At 72.7% G+C, this 4,180-nt stretch carries 3 protein-coding genes and 1 pseudogene; all 4 read left to right on the top strand.

The window, feature by feature from the left end:
- Positions 1 to 99: 99 nt before the first annotated feature.
- Positions 100 to 1,110, top strand: a pseudogene (locus tag ACFW9D_RS38045) (ABC transporter permease); the annotation flags it as partial.
- On the top strand, positions 1,107 to 2,039 hold the full coding sequence (locus tag ACFW9D_RS38040; RefSeq protein WP_188336535.1) for an ABC transporter permease: 933 nt from the start codon (positions 1,107 to 1,109) through the stop codon (positions 2,037 to 2,039). The pseudogene ACFW9D_RS38045 and the gene ACFW9D_RS38040, both read left to right, overlap by 4 nt.
- A complete protein-coding gene (locus ACFW9D_RS38035) occupies positions 2,036 to 3,049 on the top strand; it encodes an ABC transporter ATP-binding protein (RefSeq protein WP_384630030.1) in 1,014 nt (337 codons plus the stop codon). Before ACFW9D_RS38040 ends, ACFW9D_RS38035 begins: the two co-directional genes overlap by 4 nt.
- On the top strand, positions 3,046 to 4,050 hold the full coding sequence (locus ACFW9D_RS38030) for an oligopeptide/dipeptide ABC transporter ATP-binding protein (protein ID WP_384630028.1): 1,005 nt from the start codon (positions 3,046 to 3,048) through the stop codon (positions 4,048 to 4,050). Before ACFW9D_RS38035 ends, ACFW9D_RS38030 begins: the two co-directional genes overlap by 4 nt.
- Positions 4,051 to 4,180 lie beyond the last annotated feature (130 nt).

Below are 4,180 nucleotides of genomic sequence, written 5' to 3'. Positions count from 1 at the left end.
CTTTGCTTTCTCTTAGAAACTTAGACCGCCCCCCCCCGGGGGGGCGGGGGGGGGGGGGGGGGGCCCCCCCCCCCCCCCCCCGGGGGGGGGGGGGGGGGCGGCCGGCCCGCCCGCGGCCCGCGGGCCCGCGACACCAAGGCGTATCTGCGGTACGCGGCGACGAAGATCCTCGGCGCCGCCGTCTCCCTCTTCGCCGTCCTCGTCACCAGCTTCTTCCTCTTCCGGCTCATCCCGAGCGACCCGGTCAAGCAGATGACGGGCGGCCGCAAGGTCTCGGCGGAGCAACTGGAGAACCTGCGCCACCAGTTCGGCCTCGACCAGCCGATGTGGAAGCAGTTCACCTCGTACATCGGCGACGCGCTCACCGGTGACTTCGGAACCTCGTTCCAGTACCACGTCCCCGTCATCGACAAGATCACCGCGGCGCTCCCGGCGACGCTGCTGCTGACGGGCACGGCGTACGTCCTGTACTCGGCGCTCGGCATCTGGCTGGGCACCCGCACGGCGTGGCGCAACGGGTCGCGCAGCGACCGCTTCAACACGGCGTTCGCGCTGACCCTCTACTCGGTCCCGGCGTTCTGGCTGGGCCTGCTCCTCATCATCGTCTTCGCCGTGGGCGTCGGTCCGGTCCCCGGCCTGTTCCCGACCGGCGGCCTCGAATCGGGCGGCGAGAGCGGCTTCGCGTACGTCGTCGACGTCGCGCACCATCTGGTCCTGCCGGTGATCACGCTGGTCGCGGTCGGCTACGCGCAGACGCTGCTCGTGATGCGCTCCTCGCTGCTGGACGAGATGGGCAGCGACTATCTGACGACGGCCCGCGCCAAGGGGCTGCGTGACGACGTGGTGCGCCGCAAGCACGCCGTGCCGAACGCGCTGCTACCGACGTTCACGCTGATGTTCGTGAACCTGGGGCACGTGGTCGCCGGGCAGATCCTCGTCGAGACGGTGTTCTCCTGGCCGGGTCTGGGCGGCCTGTTCTACTCGGCCCTGTCCGTGCCCGATCTCCCTCTGGTCCAGGGCCTGTTCTTCGTCTTCGCGACCGCGGTGATCCTCGCGAACACGCTGGCCGACATCCTCTATCCGCTGCTCGACCCGAGGGTGGGCCGATGACGACCGAGACCGCGCCCGCCGAGGGCGTGCAGAAGACCACGAGCGCGCGCTCGCTCGCGCGCGCCCGCAAGCGTCAGTCGCTGGCCCGCTTCTGGCGCTCGTACCGCTCCCACAAGGGCGGTCTGTGGGGCCTGGGCCTGCTCGTGCTGATCGCGCTGATCGCCGTGTTCGCGCCCGTGCTCGTCGGCGCGGACGCGCAGAGCGTCACGAACGCGCCGGGCGGGCCGCTGGAGGGCCCGAGCGGCGAGTTCCCGCTCGGCACCGACCAGTTCGGGCGCAGTGTGCTCGCGCTCCTGGTGTACGGGGCGCGGGTGTCGCTCACCGTGGGGCTGCTCGCGGCGTTCCTGTGCGTGGCGATCGGCACCCTCATCGGGATCGTCGCCGGGCACTTCCGCGGCTGGTACGCGACGGTCCTGATGCGGATCACCGACTGGTTCCTGGTGATGCCGACGCTGGTCCTCGCGATCGCGCTCGCGACGGTGATGGACCGCTCGATGTGGACGGTGATCATCGCGATCGGCGTCACGACCTGGCCGACCACGGCCCGCCTCGTGCGCGCGCAGACGCTCGCGGTGGAGTCCCGCCCCTACATCGAGCGGGCCCGGGCGCTGGGCGGCGGCCACGGCCACGTCATGACCCGGCACGTGCTGCCGAACGTGATGCCGCTCGTCCTCGCCCAGACCACGATGATCATCTCCTCGGCGATCCTCACCGAGGCGACCCTCGCGTTCCTCGGCCTGTCCGACCCGACGGTCACGTCCTGGGGCGGCATGCTGCAGGACGCCCGCGAGGCCGGCGCGGTCAGCGCGGGCGACTGGTGGTACCTGGCCCCGCCCGGCATCGCCATCGCCGTCGTCGCGCTGTCGTTCACGCTGTGCGGCCGCGCGGTCGAGTCCGTCCTCAACCCGAAGCTGGGGGTGCGGTCATGACACTGCTTCAGGTGAAGGACCTCGCGGTGACGTACGCGGGCGGCGCCCGGGCCGTGCGCGGGGTGAACCTGTCCGTGGAGGCCGGCCAGAAGCTCGGCATCGCGGGCGAGTCCGGCTGCGGCAAGTCGACGCTCGCGCTCGCGCTGCTGCGGCTGCTGCCCGCGGGCACGAAGGTGTCGGGCGAGATCCTGCTCGACGGCGAGGACGTCCTCGCGATGAAGTGGGGCCAGGTCCGCGCCGTGCGCTGGGCGGGCGCCTCGATCGTGTTCCAGGGCGCGATGCACTCGCTGAACGCCGTGCACCGCATCGGCGACCAGATCGCCGAGCCGATCCTGCTGCACAAGAAGGCGACGCCGGCGGGTGCGAGGAAGAAGGTCGCCGAGCTGCTCGAGCACGTGGGGCTCCCGGCGGCCCGCGCCGACGCCTACCCGCACGAGCTGTCCGGCGGGCAGCGCCAGCGCGTGATGATCGCCATGGCGCTCGCCTGCGATCCGGCGCTGATCATCGCCGACGAGCCGACAACCGCCCTGGACGTGATGATCCAGGCCCAGATCCTGCGCCTGATCGAGCAGTTGGTCGCCGAGCAGGACCTCGGCCTCGTCATGATCAGCCACGACCTCGCGGTCCTCTCCGACACCTGCGACCGGCTCGCCGTGATGTACGCGGGCCGCGTCGTCGAGGAGGGCCCGGCGGACCAGGTGTACGAGAACGCGGTGCACCCCTACGGAAAGGCCCTGTCGGCGGCGTTCCCGACGATCGGCGACCCGGCGTCCCGGTTCGCGCCGCGCGGGCTGCCCGGCGACCCGCCGGACCCGTCGGCGCTGCCGTCCGGCTGCACGTTCCATCCGCGCTGCCCGGTGGCGCTGGAGGTGTGCGCGACGCAGGACCAGGAGCTGCTGGACGCGGGGTCCGGCCGGCGGGCGGCGTGTGTACATGTCGGCTCGGGGACGGGGGCCGACGCCGGCCCCGGTCCGGGCGAGTCGGTCGAGGCGAGGAGCACCACGGCATGAAGGAGCAGGTCACGCAGGGCACGCGGCCCCTGCTGAGCGCGGAGCAGCTGCGGCTGACGTTCCCGGGGCGCCGCGGGGCGCCGCCGGCGCGGGCCGTGGACGGGGTCGACCTGGACATCGCGCCCGGGGAGATCGTCGCCCTGGTCGGCGAGTCCGGCTGCGGCAAGACGAGCCTCGCGCGCACGCTGCTCGGCCTGGAGAAGCCGACGGCCGGTGCGGTCACCTTCGCCGGGAAGCCGCTCGACTACGCGTCCCGCGCGCTGAAGGCGTACCGCAAGCGGGTGCAGCTGGTCCTCCAGGACCCGAGCGGCTCGCTCAATCCGCGGCACACGGTGTACGACGCCGTCGCGGAGGGCCTGCGGATCCACGGGTACGCCGGGGACGAGCGGGCGGCCGTGTCGGACGCGCTGTCCCGGGCGGGGCTGCGGCCCCCTGAGCGGTTCTTCCTGCGCTACCCGCACGAGCTGTCCGGCGGGCAGCGCCAGCGTGTCGTCATCGCGGGCGCGCTCGTCCTCGAACCCGAACTCATCGTGGCCGACGAGCCGGTGGCCTCGCTGGACGCGTCCGTACGGGGCGAGATCCTGGCGCTGCTGCTGCGGCTCCGCGACGAACTGGGGCTCTCGGCGCTGGTCGTCACGCACGATCTGGGGCTGGCCTGGAACATCGCGGACCGGGTGGCCGTGATGTATCTGGGCCGGATCGTGGAGACGGGTCCGGTGGAGGACGTCCTGACGGCTCCTCAGCACCCGTACACGCAGGCCCTGTTGTCGGTGCTCCCGGAGGCGCCCGGGGATCCGGTGGTGCTGACCGGGGAGCCGCCGGACCCGTCCCGGGTGCCCGGGGGGTGCCGGTTCCATGTGCGGTGCCAGGTGCTGGCCCGTGGCTCCGCCGAGGAGGCGGGGGTGGCCGAAGCGTGCCGCTCCGAGGACCTGCCGGTGCTTTCCGGCGGCGCCGCGACTCAGGTGGCCTGTCACTGGGCCCGGGCGCGGGCTTCGCAGTAGCGTCTGCGGGGTCCTGCGATCAGGCGACTGCGGCTCCGTCGTGGCTGGTCGCGCAGTTCCCCGCGCCCCTGAAGGCATGCGCTGCGCGCAGCCTTCATCGGGGAAATGCGGCGCGAAGCGCCTGCATTTC

The organism is Streptomyces sp. NPDC059524 (assembly GCF_042749255.1).
Lineage (GTDB): Bacteria > Actinomycetota > Actinomycetes > Streptomycetales > Streptomycetaceae > Streptomyces > Streptomyces xanthii.
This window is presented reverse-complemented; position numbering and strand designations above follow the sequence as displayed.

What these genes read in the sequence shown, in the direction of transcription:
- ACFW9D_RS38040 (WP_188336535.1), top strand. Translation starts at nt 1,107, where the DNA reads ATGACGACCGAGACCGCGCCCGCCGAGGGCGTGCAGAAGACCACGAGC.
- ACFW9D_RS38035 (WP_384630030.1), top strand. Translation starts at nt 2,036, where the DNA reads ATGACACTGCTTCAGGTGAAGGACCTCGCGGTGACGTACGCGGGCGGC.
- ACFW9D_RS38030 (WP_384630028.1), top strand. Translation starts at nt 3,046, where the DNA reads ATGAAGGAGCAGGTCACGCAGGGCACGCGGCCCCTGCTGAGCGCGGAG.